At 72.0% G+C, this 14,106-nt stretch carries 13 protein-coding genes; 9 read left to right on the forward strand and 4 right to left on the reverse strand.

Going from position 1 to position 14,106, the window contains the following annotated elements:
- The first annotated feature begins 16 nt into the window (after positions 1-16).
- The 3 genes from cysG to A5481_RS00795 are packed head-to-tail and all read left to right on the forward strand — an operon-like array spanning position 17 to position 3,341.
- Complete coding sequence (gene cysG, locus A5481_RS00785) at positions 17-1,477, forward strand: siroheme synthase CysG (protein ID WP_048434597.1); 1,461 nt, start codon at positions 17-19, stop codon at positions 1,475-1,477.
- A 38-nt stretch (positions 1,478-1,515) separates the two neighbouring features.
- Positions 1,516-1,983, forward strand: coding sequence for a hypothetical protein (locus tag A5481_RS00790; protein ID WP_048434596.1), 468 nt, complete (start codon positions 1,516-1,518; stop codon positions 1,981-1,983).
- 26 nt (positions 1,984-2,009) lie between these two features.
- On the forward strand, positions 2,010-3,341 hold the full coding sequence (locus A5481_RS00795; protein WP_048434595.1) for an ImmA/IrrE family metallo-endopeptidase: 1,332 nt from the start codon (positions 2,010-2,012) through the stop codon (positions 3,339-3,341).
- A 39-nt stretch (positions 3,342-3,380) separates the two neighbouring features.
- Here A5481_RS00795 and serA read toward each other — a convergent pair whose 3' ends face one another.
- Complete coding sequence (gene serA, locus A5481_RS00800) at positions 3,381-4,628, reverse strand: phosphoglycerate dehydrogenase (protein WP_048434594.1); 1,248 nt, start codon at positions 4,626-4,628, stop codon at positions 3,381-3,383.
- Between the two features lie 265 nt (positions 4,629-4,893).
- Here serA and A5481_RS00805 point away from each other — a divergent pair, with 265 nt between their 5' ends.
- Entirely contained in the window at positions 4,894-5,490 is a 597-nt protein-coding gene (locus A5481_RS00805) for an SCO family protein (protein WP_156311890.1), read from the forward strand.
- Here A5481_RS00805 and A5481_RS00810 read toward each other — a convergent pair.
- The gene (locus A5481_RS00810; protein ID WP_156311889.1) at positions 5,435-7,324 is read right to left on the reverse strand and encodes a glycosyltransferase family 2 protein; all 1,890 of its coding nucleotides are present in this window, start codon (positions 7,322-7,324) and stop codon (positions 5,435-5,437) included. The genes A5481_RS00805 and A5481_RS00810 overlap by 56 nt on opposite strands.
- Before the next feature lie 58 nt (positions 7,325-7,382).
- Between A5481_RS00810 and A5481_RS00815 the strand changes: the two genes are divergently transcribed.
- Positions 7,383-8,294, forward strand: coding sequence for a transporter substrate-binding domain-containing protein (locus A5481_RS00815; protein WP_082984878.1), 912 nt, complete (start codon positions 7,383-7,385; stop codon positions 8,292-8,294).
- Between the two features lie 16 nt (positions 8,295-8,310).
- Here A5481_RS00815 and A5481_RS00820 read toward each other — a convergent pair whose 3' ends face one another.
- Both A5481_RS00820 and A5481_RS00825 read right to left on the reverse strand, forming a co-directional pair.
- Positions 8,311-9,105 (reverse strand): SDR family NAD(P)-dependent oxidoreductase, encoded by a 795-nt coding sequence (locus tag A5481_RS00820; protein ID WP_048434593.1) that lies wholly within the window; start codon positions 9,103-9,105, stop codon positions 8,311-8,313.
- A 40-nt stretch (positions 9,106-9,145) separates the two neighbouring features.
- The gene (locus A5481_RS00825; RefSeq protein ID WP_048434592.1) at positions 9,146-9,943 is read right to left on the reverse strand and encodes an SDR family NAD(P)-dependent oxidoreductase; all 798 of its coding nucleotides are present in this window, start codon (positions 9,941-9,943) and stop codon (positions 9,146-9,148) included.
- Between the two features lie 188 nt (positions 9,944-10,131).
- Here A5481_RS00825 and A5481_RS00830 point away from each other — a divergent pair, with 188 nt between their 5' ends.
- The 4 genes from A5481_RS00830 (at position 10,132) to A5481_RS00845 (ending at position 13,980) form a co-directional block, all read left to right on the forward strand.
- The gene (locus A5481_RS00830) at positions 10,132-10,392 is read left to right on the forward strand and encodes a hypothetical protein (RefSeq protein ID WP_048434591.1); all 261 of its coding nucleotides are present in this window, start codon (positions 10,132-10,134) and stop codon (positions 10,390-10,392) included.
- A complete protein-coding gene (locus tag A5481_RS00835) occupies positions 10,382-10,945 on the forward strand; it encodes a type II toxin-antitoxin system VapC family toxin (RefSeq protein ID WP_048434590.1) in 564 nt (187 codons plus the stop codon). Before A5481_RS00830 ends, A5481_RS00835 begins: the two co-directional genes overlap by 11 nt.
- Before the next feature lie 157 nt (positions 10,946-11,102).
- Positions 11,103-12,116 carry an LLM class flavin-dependent oxidoreductase gene (locus tag A5481_RS00840; protein WP_048434589.1) on the forward strand — a complete coding sequence of 338 codons (1,014 nt, stop codon included), beginning with the start codon at positions 11,103-11,105 and terminating at the stop codon, positions 12,114-12,116.
- 145 nt (positions 12,117-12,261) lie between these two features.
- Positions 12,262-13,980, forward strand: a complete 1,719-nt coding sequence (locus tag A5481_RS00845) for a lysine--tRNA ligase (protein ID WP_048434588.1) — start codon at positions 12,262-12,264, stop codon at positions 13,978-13,980.
- Positions 13,981-14,106 lie beyond the last annotated feature (126 nt).

Genomic DNA, 14,106 nt, shown 5'->3' on the forward strand with positions numbered 1-14,106 from the left:
AGAAGCCCACTCTCCCATGCGTACGCCCCGTGCTCCCCGCGAGACCCGTTCCCCGGGCCTCGAGCCCCTGGCCGTGCTGCCGGTCTTCGTGACGCTCACGGGCAAGCGTGCGGTGCTGGCCGGCGCCAACGGGGGCGCGGCCTGGAAGGTGAAGCTGCTCGCCGCCGCCGGCGCCCATGTCGACGTGTTCGCCCCGGAGCCGACCGAGGAGATGCGCGGCGCCCCCGCCGAGGCCGTCGCCGGCACGGTGGTGCTGCACGAGCGCGACTGGTCGCCTTCCGACCTCGCGGGCGCCGCCTTCGCCATCGCGGCCTTCGAGGACGAGGGCGAGTGCGCGTGCTTCGTCGCGGCGGCGCGCGCCGCCGGCGCCATCGTCAACGCCATCGACCGGCCGCATCTCTGCGACGTCTCGTTCGGCGCCATCGTCAACCGCTCGCCCCTCGTCGTCGGCATCTCGACGGAGGGCGCGGTCCCGGTCTTCGGCCAGACCGTGCGGGCCCGCATCGAGGCGATGCTGCCTTCGGGCTTCAAGACCTGGGTGGCCGCCGCCCGCGACTGGCGCGCCGAGGTGAGCGCCCGCTACCCCGTCTTCGGCGAGCGTCGGGCCTTCTGGGAGCGCTTCACCGACCGCGCCTTCGCCGACCCGGACCGGGCGCCGGTCCGCGCCGACCTCGACGCGCTGGTCGCCGAGAGCGACGCCGCGCCGACCGGCGGCAGCGTGGTCCTGGTCGGCGCCGGCCCGGGCGACGCCGAACTCCTGACCCTCAAGGCCCTGCGGGCGCTCCGCAGCGCCGACGTGATCCTGTACGACGACCTCGTCGCGCCGGAGATCCTCGACTACGCCCGGCGCGAGGCCCGCACGATGCTGGTCGGCAAGACCGGCCACGGCCCGTCCTGCCGCCAGGACGACATCAACGCCCTGATGGTGTCGCTGGCCGGCAGCGGCAAGCGGGTGGTGCGGCTGAAATCCGGCGACCCCCTGGTGTTCGGCCGGGCCGGCGAGGAGATCGATGCCTGTCGCGCGGCCGGCATCCCGGTGACGGTGGTGCCGGGCGTCACGGCCGCGCAAGGGGCGGCGGCCTCGCTCGGCCTGTCGCTCACCCACCGCGACGCGGCGCGGCGCCTGCAATACGTCACCGGCCACGACCGCCGCGGCGCCCTGCCGGACGACCTCAACTGGGCGGCCCTCGCCGACCCCACCGTCACGACGGTGATCTACATGCCCAAGCGCACCCTTCGCGCCCTGCTGGCGCAGGCGGTGGCGGAGGGCCTGCCGCCGGCGACGCCCGCCCTCGTGGTGTTCAACGCCACGCGGCCCGATCAGGCGGTGGTGCAGGCGCAAGCCCGCGACCTTGCCGACCGGGTCGAGGCGGCGGGGCTGGAGGGGCCGGCGATCGTGATGGTGGGCAATGCGCTGGGGCGCGGCGAGCGCGAGGCGGTCGTCGCCGAGGCGCTGGCCTCGGCAGCGGCGCAGTAGAGAATCGGGCGCCCCCTGGAGCGAAGGACGGCTCGGCGATGAGGCAGCGGACGACGAAATTCTCGCCGAACCGCAAGATCGTCTCGGAGCCACCGCCCGAGGCTGATCGTATCCGGCTTGCCAACGAGATCGGCTACGGCGGAAACCCCGAACACAAACGGCACGCGGGAGACTTCGATCTGAATCCACCAGCCCAGCCCCGCCTGGGAAAGACGCTTTGCGACGATGCGAACATCCATGCTCGCGCTCAGGCTATCGAACTCCTGCGCGAAGGTGCACGTCGCGGATTGATCAGCGTGCAGGCAGGTGCCGGCGGCCGCTTCCCGAAAATGATTTGGGCCGTTACCGAGGGTGGGGTGGCGATGGAAGCTCAGATCGAGAATCCGGAGATGGGCATCTATCACGGCTATCCCATGCCGAAGCACGATCCGCTTGAGCAGGAAGTGCACCGGCTATGGATCGAGAGAGCGCCCCGCGACCGCTCGAAGCGGACTCTCGACCTGTGACCGGACCGGACCGCCCACGAGAAGCATTGCGCTTTCAGCTCGAATGGCTCCCGCGGGCCTCCGATGACACGCCTGAACGTGCGACCGCGGCGGAGATCGGTATCCGCTTGGCCGATGGACGCTGCCTCACGCGGGTCGACGACACTTTCGCGCAGACGATCCGCGAGACGGCGCGCCTCTCGGCCTACCCGCTGGCCCTGTGGCTCGTCGCGAACTGGTGGCGCCTGCGCTGGGAACCCGTCGTCGACACGCCGGGCTGGCGCATGTCGCACCGTCTCGCCGCGGCGGGGAGTGGGTTCGTCTGGCCCGACATCGCGTTCAATTCTGACGGAGACGTCGTACAGGTCTCGGCGCGACCGACGTCGGGTGCGGCGTACGAATCGATCGTCTACCTCACGGGCGCAGACGTCGTCGTGAAGGCGGAAGCCTTCGTCGCTGCGGTCGATCGTTTCGTCGAGACCGTGGTCGCGCGGCTCCTGGCGACCGGGCACGGATCGTCGGATCTCGTCACTCTCTGGAAAGAGGTGACGGAGGAGCGCCGCGATCCGGAGCTGACGCGATGGCGTCGCCTCGAAGCCATGATGGGCTACGATCCCGACGAGAGTTCCCCTGCGGAGATGAGCGACCTGCTCGCGTTCGAGCAGGAATGGGGCGACGATGCCATCGAGGATATCGCCGCCGCAGCGAAAGGCCGGACGGTCGAGACCATCCGCACGCTGATGAGCGAGGCTCGTCCGTACGCCGCCGCCGCGACCGTTCCGGATGCAGTCCTCATCCGCGTGAAGGACGGTCTTCTCGGCCGCGACGAGCATCCATGGCGGGCCGGCTACACGCTCGCCAAGCTCGCGCGTCGGCAGTACGGTCTCGATCACGGGCCTATCGGCACCGAGAGACTTTCGGAAATTTTCGACGTTTTTGCGGACCGGATCACGCACCATCCGACCGCGTCGCCGTGTGGTGCGATCTTTCGGGGACATCCCGACGCGGACGAGCTCAGCATCGTTCTGTCCGCCAGATCCGCTCGCTCCCGGCGCTTCGAATTCGTGCGCCTGGTCGGCGGCCATCTGGCGGATTGGTCGGGGGACAGGCTGATTGCCGCGACCCGTGCGAAGACTGCACGGCAGAAGATGCAGCGGGCCTTCGCGGCGGAATTCCTCTGTCCCGTCGAAGGGCTTCGCGAGATGCTGGGCGGGCAGCCCGCCGACGAGGACTTCATCGACGAAGCGGCGGAGCGCTACGACGTATCCTCGGAGCTGGTCCGTCGCATGATCCACAACGGCGGATTGGATGCCGCGCCGGAGATCGCGCGAGGGCTTCCGGTACGGTCACCGGAAGCCCTGGACCTGTACGACGTCTGAGGTCGTTCCCCGCTCGGGCGAGGAACGGCCCGTCCCGCCTCACCGGCGCTCGTAGAGCAGGCGCGCCCGGATCGTGCCGTCGATGGCGCGCAGCTCTTCGAGCAGGGCCTCCGGATCGACGTCGGTCGCGTCGGTCTCGACCACCACGTAACCGACCTCGCCGTCGGTCTGGTAGAACTGCGCCGCGATGTTGATCTGCTTGCGGGCGAAGGTCTCGTTGAGGCGCCCGAGCATGCCCGGCAGGTTGCGCTGGACGTGGATGAAGCGCAGGCCGGTCGGCCGGGCCGGCAGCTGCACCTGCGGGAAGTTCACCGCGCCGACCGTCGAGCCGATATCCGAGTAGTCGACGAGCTTGCGGGCCACCTCGGCGCCGATGCGCTCCTGCGCCTCCTCGGTCGAGCCGCCGATATGCGGGGTGAGGATGACGTTCTCGAGCCCCTGGAGCGGCGAGTTGAACCGCTCGGCATTCGATTTCGGCTCGACCGGGAACACGTCGACGGCCGCACCCCGCAGGTGGCCGTCCCTGAGGGCGGAGGCGAGGGCGTCGAGGTCGACCACCGTGCCGCGGGAATTGTTGATGAGGTACGAGCCCGGCTTCATCGCCCGGATCTCGGCCTCGCCGATCATGTTGTTCGTCGAGGCGGTCTCGGGCACGTGCAGCGAGACCACGTCGCTCTGGGACAGCAGGGCGGTCAGGCTGTCGACCGGCTCGGTGTTGCCGTGGCGCAGGCGGTCGGTGAGGTCGTGGAAGATCACCCGCATGCCCATCGCCTCGGCGAGGTTCGAGAGCTGCGAGCCGATATTGCCGTAGCCGATGATGCCGAGCGTCTTGCCGCGGACCTCGAACGAGCCGTTCGCCGACTTGTCCCAGCCGCCGACATGGGCCGAGACCGAGCGCGGCACGATGCGGCGCAGCAGCATCACGATCTCGCCGATGACCAGTTCGGCCACCGAGCGGGTGTTGGAGAACGGCGCGTTGAAGACCGGGATGCCGCGCCGGCGCGCCGCCTCGAGGTCGACCTGGTTGGTGCCGACCGAGAAGCAACCGACGGCCATCAGCCGGTCGGCGGCCTCGAAGGCGGCCTCGTCGAGCTGCGTGCGCGAGCGGATGCCGACGATGTGGACGCCCTTGAGGGCCTGGCGCAGGTCGGCCGGGTCGAGGGCCTTGGCGAGCCGTGTGACCGTGACGTAGCCGGACGCCTCGAGCAGCGACACCGCGCTGTCGTTGATGCCTTCGAGCAGCAGGACGCGAATCTTGTCCTTGGGCAGTGAGAGCTTGTCGGCCATGGCGGTCTTCTTGGGAAACGGGAGCCCGATACCGCGGGAGGTGCGGGCCGGTCGGCGCGAGCGATAGGAGAGCGCGCGCCGCAACGCAATATAAGGCTGCCCGCCTGCAGGGCAGCGCTGCGCCTGATGCGGGCAGAGTGCCCCGCCCCCGATGCCCCGTTGCCCGCTTGGCGATCGGGGCGACCCCGTGCCCCCTTGCCGTCGCCGTCGGGTGGTGCTCCACCCGTCGCGGCAACGATCCCGGCAAGCCAGGAAGAGACCGTCGATGCCCCTCACGCCCCGGATGCGCCGCGCCGCGATCCCGCTCCTCGTCTTCGCCCTCGGCCTCGCGGTGCTCGGCCTCACCGCCAGCCTGATGCTCGGCCGTCCGGTCGCCACCGGCGCGAGCGCGGTCGGCGGGCCGTTCACCCTGGTGAACCAGGACGGCCGCACCGTCACCGACCGGGACTTCGCCGGCAAGCCGCACCTGGTGTTCTTCGGCTTCACCCACTGCCCGGACATCTGCCCGACCACCCTGCAGCAGATCTCCGACGTGCTGGCGGCGCTCGGATCGCAGGGGCGCGACGTGAAGGCGCTGTTCGTCACCGTCGATCCCGAGCGCGACGACCCGAAGGCGCTCAAGGAATACCTGTCGAGCTTCGATCCCCGCATCGTCGGCCTGACCGGCTCGCCCGAGGCGGTGGCCGCCACCGTCAAGGCGTACCGCGCCTACAGCCGCAAGGTGCCGCTGAAGGACGGCGACTACACGATGGAGCACACCGCGCTCGTCTACATCATGGACGGGCGCGGCAACTTCGTCGGCTCGCTCAACCTGATGCGTCCGGCGGCCGACGCCGCCGCCGAGGTGGCGCGCCAGCTCTGACGGCCCGGCCCCGCCGCATCGCTCCGGTGCGGGAGGTGGCGGCCAGCCCGTGCTCGGTCTTGTTCCAGCGGTAGGGCGCCCGCAGCAGCTCGGCGAGGCCGAGCCAGGCCGCGAGGCTGACGAGGCCGAAATAGAGCGGCAGCAGCAGCACCCAGGGGGCGAGGCCGGGCCAGCCCCGCCGCCGGCAGCCGACGAGCGCCGGCAGCCACATCGCGCCGAGGCCCGCCGCGGCGACCGCGACGCCCGACGCCGTCACCAGGTTGGCGAGGGCGTCGGGCGCCGCCGGCAGCGGGTCGGTGAGGAGGTGCCGGGCCGCCAGCGCGATCCCGACCGGGTAGGCGAGGGCGCAGACCACCGTGCCCGGGACCATCGCCACGGCGCAGAGCAGGCCGAGGGGGCCGAGGCGGCGGAACGCCCGGACGGGGTGCCGGCTGTGGGTGATCGTGGTCTGGACGAAGCCCTTCATCCAGCGGATGCGCTGGCGCAGCCAGGGCCGGAGGGCGGCCGGGGCCTCCTCCAGGGTCGCGAGCGGCAGGTCGCCGACCCGGTAGCCGGCCAGCGACAGGCGCAGGCCCAGATCGGCATCCTCGGTGACGTTCCAGGCGTCCCAGCCGTGCAGCTCGCGGAGGACCTGCGTGCGGAAATGCGTGGTCGTGCCGCCGAGCGGCACCGGCAGGTGCGCGGCGGTGAGGAGCGGCAGCAGCACGTCGAACAGGGCGGCGTATTCGAGGGTGAAGCAACGGGTGAGCCAGGAATCGTCGGTATTGTCGATCACCAGCCGCCCCTGCAGGCAGGCGAGCCGGTCGGAGCCGGCGCGAAACAGCGCGGCCGCCGCCTTGAGCTGGCGGGGATCCGGCACGTCCTCGGCGTCGTAGACCACGAGGTGCTCGCCGCGGGCGAGGGGCAGGGCGACGTTGAGGGCCCGCGGCTTGGTGCGCGGCAGGCCGGCGGGCGCCGTCACCACCTCGAAGCGTGCCGGCAGCGGCAGGGCGGCGAGCGCCGCCGCCGTGGCGGCGTCGTCGGCCTCGATCACGAATTTCAGGTCGAGCTTCGAGGCCGGGTAGTCGAGGCGCGCCAGCGCGCTCACCAGGCGCGGCACCACCTTCGTCTCGCGGTAGAGCGCCACCAGCACGGTGTAGACCGGCAGCTCGGCCTCCGGCACGGGCGCGAGGTCCGGCAGGGGCGCGGGCCGCAGCAGCGGGGCGGCGAGGCGGAACACGACCACCGCCAGCACCGTGAGGTTGAGGAGCGCCAGGGCGAGGAGCTGCAGCCAGGCGGCGGCGTCGAGGAGCAGCAGGCAGGCCGCGCCCGCGAGCAGGAGGGCGAGGATCTGCGCCGGATGCAGGCCCGGCCGGTAGGCCCAGTCGGGGGCCCGCACCTCCAGCGTCTCGGCGGCCCGTGCCGCGGCGCGTGGGCCGGCGGTCGCCAGCACCGCGGCGGCGAGCAGGGCCGGCGTGGTGAACACGGCCCCCGGCGGCGCCCCGGTCGCGAGGAGCGCGGCCACCGCCCCGGGCGGCGGCGCCAGGACGACCTCGCCGCCGGCACCGACGGCGGCCCCGTGGCGGATGTCGTCCGGGAAGCGGACCGCGGGATGCAGGGCGAGGCCGGCGCCGCGGAACGGCCGGCCGAGCGCCCGGGCGAGGGCGGCGTAATAGGCGGCCTCGCTCATCAGGCCGGCCCGCAAAAGGGCGGCCGCCGGCTCCGTGCCCTCCCGCCGCGCCAGGGCGGCGGCGTCGCGCACGAGCCCGAGATCGACGCCCTGGCCGAGCAGGAAGGCGAGCTCGCCCGGGAGCGTGACCGCGGCCCCGTGCGGGGACCGGACCTCGACGAACATCGCGGGCCTTTCCGAAGTTGCCGGCTCCCCCCGGCGGAGGTTCGTGGTACGAGAGCCTATGGCTCTCCCCGTCCCCGCAACAGCGTCGCGCCCCTTCGCCGGCGGATTCCTCGCGACCGTGGCGCGGGTGCCGCAGCGTCACGTCCGCCGGGCGCTGGCGGTCCTGGTCGCCTGCCTGACGCCGGCGGTCGCGCCGGCCGCCGAGGCGGTGACGGTCCCGAATTTCTGGAACCCCCGCGCCCGGCTGGAACGGCCGGAGCCGCCCCAGACCACCCGGCCGGTGCGGGTCCTCACCGACGACGAGTACCCGCCGCTCCACTTCGCCGGACCGGACGGCAACCCGACCGGGTTCTCCGTCGAGCTCGTCCGGGCGGCCTGCGAGAAGCTCGGCCTGACCTGCACCGTGCAGGTGCGCCGGTTCGACACGCTGCTCGACGCGCTCCAGGCCAATCAGGGCGACGTGGTGGCGGCCGCCGTACCGCTCACCGCGTCCCTGCGCGCCGGCTACCGGGCGACCCGGCCGTATTTCCGCTGGCCCGCCCGCTTCGCGGTGCGGGGCGACAAGGCCCTGCCGGCGCCGGACGCGGCGGTGATCGCCGCGCATCCGACCGGCGTGGTCTCGGGCACCGCGCACGAGGCCTACCTGCGCACCTTCTTCCACGCGACGCCGAAGACCTACCCGGACCTCGGCACCGCCGAGGCGGCCCTGCGCCGCGGCGAGATCGAGTACCTGTTCGGCGACGGGCTGGCGCTGGCGCTCTGGATCGGCGGCACCGACTCGGCGGCCTGCTGCGCCTTCTCGGGCGGCGACTACCTCGAGAACCGCTACTTCGGCGAGGGCATCGGCCTCGTCACCCGCAAGGAGGACGAGGCCCTGGCCCGCGCCCTCGACGACGCGCTCCAGCGGCTGTGGGACGAGGGCAAGTACGCCGAGCTGTACCTGCGGTTCTTCCCGGTCGGCCCGTTCTGAGCGGGTGCCCGCCGCGTCACCCCTTGGGTGGCCGCGGCACGAAGGGATGCGTGCTCGACAGCCCGCCGTCGACGGCGAGCGCTTGGCCGTTGACGTAGGAGGCGTCCTCGCTCGCCAGGAACACGGCCGCCGCGGCGATCTCCTCCGGTGCGCCGGCCCGGCGCGAGGGGTTGAGCTGGCCGATGCGGTCCGCCTTGCCCTTCGCCCGGGCGGCGGCGAACAGGCCCGCCGTCATGCCGGTCTCGATCAGCCCGGGGCAGACGGCGTTGATCCTGAGGCCCGTCCCCGCGAAGGCGTCGGCGGCGGTCTGGACCAGGCTGATCACCCCGGCCTTGCTGGCGCTGTAGGCCGCCCCGGCCGCGTTGGCGCGCAAGCCCGCCACCGAAGCGGTGCAGACGATCGCCCCGCCGCCGTGGCGCAGGAGGAGCGGGGCACCGTGCTTGATCGCCAGGAAGGCGCCGATCAGGTTGACCCGCAGGACCTCCTCCCACAACGCCACGCTCTGCTCGGCGAACGGCACGGTGCCGCCGCCGATGCCCGCATTGGCGTGGATCGCGTCGAGCCGGCCGAATTCCCGTTCGGCGGCCGCCAGGAATCCCGTGACGTCGCCCTCGCGGCCGGCATCGGCCGCAAGCGCCAGCGCCCGGCCGCCCTCGGCGGCGATCAGCGCCGCGGTCTCCTCGACGCTGCCCGGATCCCGGTCGACGACGGCGACCGCCGCACCCTCGCGGGCAAAGTGCAGGGCGGAGGCGCGGCCGATGCCGCTGCCGGCGCCGGTGACGAGAACCGCCTTGTCGGTGAAGCGTGCCATCCTGCCCTCGCGCCCGAAATCCCGTCACGCCCGAAGGGCGTCACGCGACCGTGTAGCCGCCGTCGATCACCAGCACCTGGCCGGTGTGGTAGGCCGAGGCCCCGCTCATCAGGTAGACGGCGATGCCGCCGAAATCCTCCGGCCGGCCGAAGCGGCGGGCGGGGATGCGCGGCAGGTTGAGGGTGACGAACTTCTCGTTCGCCATCAGGCCCGCCGTCATGTCGCTCTCGATCCAGCCCGGCAGGATCGCGTTGGCGGTGACGCCGTAGCGGGCGAGCTCGACGGCGAGGGCCCGCACCATCGCGTTGAGCGCCCCCTTGGTGGCGCCGTAATGCTCGTTGCGCGCCGCCCCGAGCAGCGAGGCGACGCTCGACGTGGCGACGAGCCGCCCGAAGGCGTCGCCGGCGCCGGCCCGCTCGGCCATGTGCCGGGCCGCGACCTGGAAGCTCGCCACCACCCCGTCGAGGTTGACCGCGAAGGTCTGCCGCCACTCCTCGGGCTCCCGCTCCAGGAACGAGCGCCGACCGCCCCCGGCCACGCCGGCATTGGCGAACATCCCGTCGACCCGGCCGAAGCGCGCGAGCGTCGCGTCGAAGGCGCGCCGCACGGAGTCCGGATCGGCGACGTCGCAGATCTCCGCCGCGACCGGGCTGCCGGCGGCTTCGAGGCGCTGGAGCGCGCGGCCGTTCTTGGCCTCGTCCCGCCCCCAGATCGAGACCGCGCAGCCGGCCCCGGCCAGCGCCTCCGCCATCCCGAGCCCGATGCCGCCATTGCCGCCGGTGACCACCGCCACCCGGCCGGTGAGATCGAACAGGCCCGCCACAGGTCTTTCGGTCATGGATCCTCCCGCACGCCGCCCTCTTCTCGGATCCGCGGATGCAACGATCGCGGGCGGAGCGGCCTTGCGGGTAACCCTTCCCGAAAGCGGTCGCCGGGGCAAGCCGCGTCCCGCTGCTCACGCATCGTCACGCTTGTCCGCCGCTCGCGGGCTCCCTATCATCTCGACGGCCCTCAGGATGCCATGCGATGCCACCGACCGTGAAGACCAGCCGCGCCGCGCTCCTGGCGGATGCTCGTCGCGCCGGTTTGCTTGGAGAACGCACCGAGCGGGTCAGCTTCGACGCGCCCGCGGCCCTGGTGCAGGCTGCCCTGCGTGAGACCGGTGCCTCCTCGATCGAGGAGCTCGGCATCGTGGCCCTGTCGGCCCTGGCCTGCCCGGATCCCGCCGCCGACGTCCTCAAGCGGCTGCGCGGAGAGCTCGGCGCAGACCACGCGCTTGACGTCTGATCTTCACGCGCATCTCCGGCGGCGAAAGCCCGAGAAGCGACGGGCGCGGCTCGTCCGACGCCCTCGCGAGACGCTGGGATCGATCGCGGACCTCAGCCGGCAGCCGCAGCCGGCACTGCTCCTCGACACCAACATCTATATCCTGAACGCCAGCGGCAGGCTGCCCGGGACGGTCGCGGCCTGCCTCGACCGGTCACGGCTGTTCCATTGCTCGGTCTGCCTGTCCGAGATCGCGGCTGGAATCGCCAATGCCGCTCTGACGCGCGGCTGGAGCACGATCCGCGATCACTATGCAACCGTGTTCGCGTCGATCCCGACGAGCCGCCTGCTGGTTCCGGACGCCGCCACCTGGATCGACGCCGGTCTCGTCGCGGGAACGCTGGCCCGTCTCCAGGATTTCCAACGCGAGCAGCGCAAGGAATGCCTGAACGATGCGCTGATCTTCCTCACGGCCGCCCGCGCCGGCCTTCCGGTACTGACCGCGGACCGCGCCGATTATGATCTGATCCAGCAACTCGCGCCGGAGGGTCGGTTCTTCTCGTTCGATCTCTGACTGCCGGCTGCCGGCGCGACCATCGCCCAGCCCGCCCAAGCCTCACGCATGGCGCATGCATGGCCCACCCGCACAACCCCGCCTTGCGCTCCACCGAACCCGGCCAAATCTTGGACCCCAGCAGGGGACACGCACTCACACCCTCCGGAACCCGCCGATGCCGCCACTCTCGATCCTCGACCTCGCGCCGATCCCGCAAGGATCCACGGCCGGCGATGCGTTGCGCAACACGCTCGATCTCGCGCAAGCCGCCGAGCGATGGGGCTTCACCCGCTACTGGGTGGCCGAGCACCACAACATGACGGGCATCGCCAGCGCGGCGACCTCGGTGGTGGTGGGCTACATCGCCGGCGGCACGCACCGGATCCGGGTCGGGGCCGGCGGCATCATGCTGCCGAACCACTCGCCGATGGTGATCGCCGAGCAGTTCGGCACCCTGGCCGAGCTCTATCCGGGCCGCATCGATCTCGGCCTCGGCCGCGCGCCCGGCACCGACCAGCGCACCCTGCGGGCGCTCCGCCGCGACCCGGCCGCCTCCGACCACTTCCCGCAGGACGTGCTGGAGCTCCAGACCCTGCTCGGGCCGCTCGATGCCGGCCGGGTGATCCAGGCGGTGCCCGGCACCGACACCAACGTGCCGCTGTGGATCCTCGGCTCCAGCCTGTTCGGGGCGCAGCTCGCCGCGATGCTCGGCCTTCCCTACGCCTTCGCCTCCCACTTCGCGCCCGACGCCCTGATGCAGGCGCTCGAGGTCTACCGCGCCCGCTTCGCGCCCTCGGGCCAACTGGCGAAGCCCCACGCGATGATCGGCGTCAACGTGATCGCCGCCGAGACCGACGGCGAGGCGCGGCGCCTGTTCACCTCGGCGCAGCAGGCCTTCACCAACATCTTCCGCGGCACCCGCGGCCAGCTGCCGCCGCCGATCGACGACATCGAGACCTACTGGTCGGGCCACGAGAAGGTGCAGGCCTCGGGCATGCTCGCCTGCTCGGTGGTCGGCTCGCCGGAGACGGTGCGAAGCGGCCTCGACGCGATCGCGGCCCGCACCGGAGCCGACGAGCTGATGGTGGCGGCGGCGATCCACGACCACACGGCGCGCCTGCGCTCCTACGAGATACTGGCCGACCTGATGAAGGCCGAGGCGTCGGCGCGCGAACCGGCCCACGCCTGACGTTTCATGACCCGGCGCGACGGCGCCGGGGATTCCCGAATCGCCTCGCGTTGACCCTCGGGAGCGCGGCCCATAGGGTGCCGGGCTCCCGAAACGCTCAACCGAAGGCCGCACCCGCGGCCTCACAGGCCAAAATCCCCTCGCCATGTCCGCATTCAGCATCGATCCCGCCCTGGCGGAGGCCGCCGCCTCCGCGTCCGCCTGGCCCTTCGAGGAGGCGCGCAAGCTCGTCGCCCGGCTGGAACGGACGGGCAAAGGCGAGGTGCTGTTCGAGACCGGGTACGGCCCCTCGGGCCTGCCGCATATCGGGACCTTCGGCGAGGTCGCCCGCACCTCGATGGTGCGCCACGCCTTCCGGACGCTGACCAACGACAGCGTCCCGACCCGCCTCGTCGCCTTCTCGGACGACATGGACGGGCTGCGCAAGGTGCCCGAGAACGTGCCGAACAAGGCGCTGCTGGCGGAGAACCTCAACAAGCCCCTGACCGCGGTGCCGGACCCGTTCGGCACCCATGACAGCTTCGGCGCCCACAACAACGCCGAACTGCGCCGCTTCCTCGACTCCTTCGGCTTCGAGTACGAGTTCCTGTCGGCGACCGAGTGCTACCGCTCGGGCCGCTTCGACGCGACGTTGCTCACCGTGCTCGAGCGCTACGACGCCGTGATGGCGGTGATGCTGCCGTCGCTGCGTGCCGAGCGCTCGGCCTCGTACTCGCCGTTCCTGCCGCTCCACCCGGTCACGGGCCATGTGATGCAGGTGCCGATCGACGAGGTGAAGGTGTCGTCCGGCACCATCGTGTGGCGCGATCCGGCCACGGGCGAGGCCTACGAGACCCCGGTCACCGGCGGCCACGCGAAGCTGCAATGGAAGCCCGACTGGGCGATGCGCTGGGTCGCGCTCGGCGTCGACTACGAGATGGCCGGCAAGGACCTGATCGACTCGGTCAAGCTCTCCGGCCAGATCGCCCGCGCGCTCGGGGCCGAGCCGCCGGAAGGCTTCAACTACGAGCTGTTCCTCGACGAGAAGGGCCAGAAGATCTCGAAGTCGAAGGGCAACGGGCTCACCATCGACGAGTGGCTGGCCTACGGCACGCCCGAGAGCCTGGCTTTGTTCATGTACAACAAGCCGCGCGAGGCCAAGCGCCTGCACTTCGACGTCATCCCGCGCCACGTCGACGACTACCTGTCGTTCCTGGAGAAGTTTCCGGGCCAGGAGCCGAAGCTGAAGCTCGGCAACCCGGTCTGGCACCTGCATGCCGGCACGCCGCCGGAGCCGGAGCGGGTGGGGAATGGCGGGGCGATCCCGTTCGCGATGCTGCTCAACCTCGTGGCGGTGGCCAATACCGAGGACCCGGCGGTGCTGTGGGGCTTCATCCGCCGCTACGCGCCCGAGGCCTCGCCCGAGACGCATCCGCGCCTCGACCGGCTGGTCCATCACGCGGTGCGCTACTTCCGCGACTTCGTGCGCCCGGCCAAGACCTACCGGGCCCCGAGCGCGGAGGAGGCCGCGGCCCTCGCCGACCTGTCGGAGACGCTGGCGGCGCAAGGCGGCTCGACCGATCCGGAGGCCTTGCAGGCGGCGGTCTACGAGGTCGGGCGGCGCCACTTCCCCGACCTGTCGGGCAAGTCGAAGAGCCCCGACGGCCGGCCCGGCGTGTCGCAGACCTGGTTCACGACCCTGTACGGCATCCTGCTCGGCGAGGCGCGCGGACCCCGCTTCGGCTCCTTCGTCGCCCTCTACGGCGTCGAGGAGACCCGGGCGCTGATCGCCCGCGCCCTCTCCGGCGCGCTGGCCGAGGAGCATGCGGCGTTCCTGGAGAGCCGCAAGGTGCCGCAGGCGGGCAAGGCGCCGCAGGCGGCCTGACCCTGCCATCGCCCCCGCCCGTGCCGGCGGGGGCGGCAGGGCGATTCAGAGAATGCGATTGAGGGGGTGACGGCGCGCGGCGATTGATTCATTCAGGATCTGGAAGATGATCCTGGAGGGCGGCGT

Origin of the sequence: Methylobacterium platani (assembly GCF_001653715.1) — a bacterium.
Classification (GTDB): Bacteria; Pseudomonadota; Alphaproteobacteria; order Rhizobiales; family Beijerinckiaceae; genus Methylobacterium; species Methylobacterium platani.